The sequence below is a fragment of the Roseibium sp. genome, from assembly GCF_025698965.1.
GTDB lineage: Bacteria > Pseudomonadota > Alphaproteobacteria > Rhizobiales > Stappiaceae > Roseibium.
The window spans coordinates 1-3,974 of record NZ_JAILWL010000552.1; the positions used below are offsets into that span (position 1 = coordinate 1).

Annotated in this window: 4 protein-coding genes and 1 pseudogene; 4 read left to right on the plus strand and 1 reads right to left on the minus strand. The window is 50.5% G+C overall.

The window, feature by feature from the left end:
* The first annotated feature begins 138 nt into the window (after positions 1-138).
* From K5905_RS29240 to K5905_RS29255, 4 genes and pseudogenes are all read left to right on the plus strand, one after another.
* Entirely contained in the window at positions 139-336 is a 198-nt protein-coding gene (locus K5905_RS29240) for a hypothetical protein (protein WP_297591045.1), read from the plus strand.
* A gap of 41 nt (positions 337-377) precedes the next feature.
* The gene (locus K5905_RS29245) at positions 378-1,826 is read left to right on the plus strand and encodes a hypothetical protein (RefSeq protein ID WP_297591048.1); all 1,449 of its coding nucleotides are present in this window, start codon (positions 378-380) and stop codon (positions 1,824-1,826) included.
* A 138-nt stretch (positions 1,827-1,964) separates the two neighbouring features.
* Positions 1,965-2,078: pseudogene (locus tag K5905_RS29250) on the plus strand (transposase); the annotation flags it as partial.
* 537 nt (positions 2,079-2,615) lie between these two features.
* Complete coding sequence (locus K5905_RS29255; RefSeq protein ID WP_297591049.1) at positions 2,616-3,458, plus strand: hypothetical protein; 843 nt, start codon at positions 2,616-2,618, stop codon at positions 3,456-3,458.
* A gap of 58 nt (positions 3,459-3,516) precedes the next feature.
* On the opposite strand, the gene K5905_RS29260 is transcribed toward K5905_RS29255, so the two are convergent.
* On the minus strand, positions 3,517-3,974 hold a 458-nt coding region (locus K5905_RS29260), incomplete at its 5' end, for a transposase (protein WP_297591051.1).

A 3,974-nucleotide genomic window follows, 5' to 3' on the forward strand; every position in this document is an offset into this window, starting at 1 on the left:
TTCTTTTGCCAAGTTCAATGCCATCAAAAGCGTTTTCATATAACGGAAAAATTTAGTAGTTGGCATTTGGCAATATAGTGAAACCGCCTCGGGGGGTTCAGCCCCTCCTCGCCACCACTTTCCCATGATATTAACTGAATGGTGATGTTACGTTGGTTGGACCTCTACGCGCCATTCGGGCACAAAATGGTAATTTACGAGGATACCCGGCTGGTGGTGACCGATCCGTTTGTTGTTCCCGAGGACAAAGAGCTTCAGCTCGAAAATCTGGCGGTCATCGACACGCGTCTAACCTCCAAGACTACCGAGGAACGCAAGTCAATTGTTCAGCAATAACCGTAGTGAGGCTTGTATCGGCGTACGGTCATGGCGGCTTGTTGGCATTGACCGTATTGTTGACCCTGTTGTTCGCATCGCCCGTATATTCACAGACCATGGAATTTGACCTCGCCGGCAGAGATCGTGTGGAAGGGGGCGTTTCATCCACCAAGAGGGCATTCCTCGACTTTGATTGGGAAGCAGACCTGCGCTTGGGGCTCTTGCTCAGGGAACCCGTCGTTTCCCTCCGTTTCAAATATGACAATCTTGACGGTCAGGTTACTTTGCCGGAATTAACAGAGCGTGGGCGGAGTTATCCAACCATGCGGTACGCTCTGTTGACACAAGATCTGCAGAAGGAAGTTCGATTAACGGGAGTCAAATTGCGGATGACCTTTGCGACCAAAATTGGTGGGAGAAACTATCAACTCGTCGATTTGATTGCCGATGTTGGCGCGACCTCCAATCCCGGCGGCTGGTCTTTCAACGTTCCCGGCAGCCCTGACTGGGATGAGCTGTTCCTCGAACACGGTCGCGAGAATGTGTTCGTTCCCGAGGAAACCGCCAAAGAGGCTTGGAAAAACGGCCTGACACTGACGGGCGTTGAATTTGAGGACGCTGAGCTGAATTTCTATGTCCTGCACGAAAAATACATGCGCGGCTATGACCGGGAAACTTACAGGGAGCTCGGGGTTGCCTATGAGCGGTTAATCGAGGGGCTCAATCGCAGTTATGGGATTGATCTTAAGAATCGAGATCCCAAGGCATGGACACGTGCGTGGTTTGACGCTGAAAACAAAGGCGGCATGGATGACCGGGAAGTCTGGTGGAAACGTGTCAAGGAATTCCGGCAACATCTCAGCAAGTTGGCCAATTTGCCTGAGAAACTCAGGACCGGAGACAATCACGGCCCCTATGCTCAGGCCGTCGAGGATTTGGAGCGTATACATAGCAGTCTTTCATATACGACCTTCAACTACGAATCTGACGGGGTCGATCCAGCGAGTATTCCAGCGGGCGCTGAGCCAAAATTCGACGGCGTGTACGAAATCCGGAAGCTGGGAAATGATTATTGGGTTGTAGATGCTGGTACTGAAGAGAAGATCCATGAAGTCTACGAGGAAGATTTCCTGCTCAACAATCGTTTGGCCAACCGCTCCAGTAGTTGTCGGAATAACGGAACTGTACCATTGGAAATTCTGGATCTGGAAACTTCAGATAGCATAATCCTTAAAGAGTTTCCCTGCACTGTCGAAAAACAGGAAGCGGACAGTTCGTATGCAAGGCTGTCGCAAGTTACCAACGCCTCCGATGGTGCAGTTCTAGAGTTCCAGATTGTGTACGCAAAATACCTTCGCACGACAGGAAGATGTTGGGGCACAAAAGATCACTACTTCGATTCAATTCGAGTACTGCGACTTGATGAAAACCTAAACGTCATTTCTGAGGCGACACGGAAAGGCGAAAGGGCTGCAAGCGCAGGCCAGATTTGCTTTGGCAGGGGGTAAGTCAACAACGATTCCAAGGTTTCCCATTTTCATAGTTCATCCGACCTCACATGTCGTTGCCTCGCACTCCGAGCGACGCGTGTATTATCCCAAAATTACCGACGCCTTTCTTCCTAAAATTGAGGCACGGAGGTCCTTATGGGCACAAGAAAATTCAGTGACGATTTCAAACAAGGTGCTGTAGCGCAGATCACCGAACGGGGCTATCTGATTGCGGAAGTTTCGAATTGTGTGAGCGTGAATACACATTCGTCCCATGTTTGCAAAAGAAAGTCTCGACGCCTAGTGTCCATGGTGAGAGCGATCAGGCAGCGGAGATCTGGCGACTGAAGCAGGAGCCAACACGAGGGCACTGAGGAGCGCGCTTGTTACCCGAGTATCGCCCGCTACTTTCCATGCAAGCGCCGTGCAGGTGTCTGCGCATCCATCCAACTGGTTTTTACACCTGGCTGCAGAACCCGCTGCAGCAATTGGTCAAAGGAAGTCGTTCGCCTGATCGACCTCATCCGACAAGCTTGGATGGAAAAGGGTAGGGAGTGTAGCTATCGCAAGCTTAATGATGACTTCATTGATCAGAGGGAGACCTGCTGTCCAAACCGCGTTGCCCGGCGGGCGAGGTTTTCTGGAAGCAAGGCCAAGGTTGGCTACACTTGGGACAAAAACAATCTCTGTCACGTTAAAAATCCAATTATCCGAAGACACTATTCGTAATCCTGCATGCACCTGCTGGGCGACCCGAAAGCTATAGATCGATCTTGGGGTAAACATTGCTACTCAAAGGACACAATTATGAAACTGAAAACCATATTGAACACTCTTTCGACCTCAATAATAGCTTGCATTGCCTTTAGCAGCCCAACCCTAGCGGATCAGAAAGATAAAGCCGCTAAGATTTTTATAGATCTCGAGGAGAGGCACGGCGCACCGCGTTCAATGGGGCATTTCCCAGAGCTGGAGGTGCACTATGCGACTTTTTGCACCAATGGAGGCGTTGGACTTGTCCTGTTCCGTTTAGAAGGAGAAGACTTCACAGTTTTCGAACACGAAGCGTGGTGCGGTAATGAGGCCGATTCCGTGGATCTGGACGGAGATGGAACATTTGAAATACGCTTTTATCATTCCGGCGGTGGATCTGGCACTTTTGGGGTAAATGAAGAACATTTTTATTGGCCAAAGGAACAAAAACTGCCGGTTCAGGGGTATGAGTACAGTGTTTTGCAAGTGTCACAGCCGGGGGATCGCTTTTACTGGGGAGACCCTGAAAATCCTGAGATCATCTTTTTTCAATCCGTTGAAATAGCGGAAATGGTGCCGGGGAAAAATTGCAATATCGTAGAGTATTGCCCGAAATGGCCCGAAGGTGCTCTGTGCAGGCAGGCGATCAAATGTGACATCATTGAGGAAAAAACGCTGTCCATGTTTGATACTCTGCCCCGAGCCGTGATTGACAATCCGAAGTGGAAGGATTTCTTGTCGTCGCGCTACCAGGATGGATATGTAATTGAAGGTGTGGAAGTTCCTACCGAACTGGAAGAGCTGGTTCTAAGCAACCTGTCCGAGACCGACACAGGTCAGGTCCCCGAAATTTCGGAGGAACTTCAGTTAAAGATCGACGCGTGGATGGGCAACTAGGAGGGGCCTGTTGCAACTTTCGTTGACGGACAGATTTCTCCCGTTTCGGGAGCACCTTTCAGGCTTCGTTAACTTTTTCAAGTCCGAAGAGCACCTCCAGCAGATCGTTTTGCTCGCGGACACTCCATTGACCGGTAAAGTCGCAGCCCTTCTTGAGCCACAGCATGGCTTCAAAGCCAGCGATGGATTTTCTGGCTGAGTTGAACGACCGGAACCCGCCGACCTTCGGCATGTTCTTTTTCACCCTAAAATGATCGCTCTCAATACCCTGTTGCAAATGCTTGGTCACATAATGCACCGGATCCGAAGCAAGCAGGCCACCGTCAACCGCGTCCCCGATGGCCGGAGGAAAAGTACCGGCACCATCGGTGCCGATTTTGCCCGGCGACAGCAGCGGAGCATCCTGCAACATTTTTCGAAAGAACCGCTTGGCTGCGTTCAGATTGCGCTTTGCTGTGAGCAGGAAATCGACCGGATTTCCATGCTTGTCGATAGCTCGATACAGGTATCGCCATT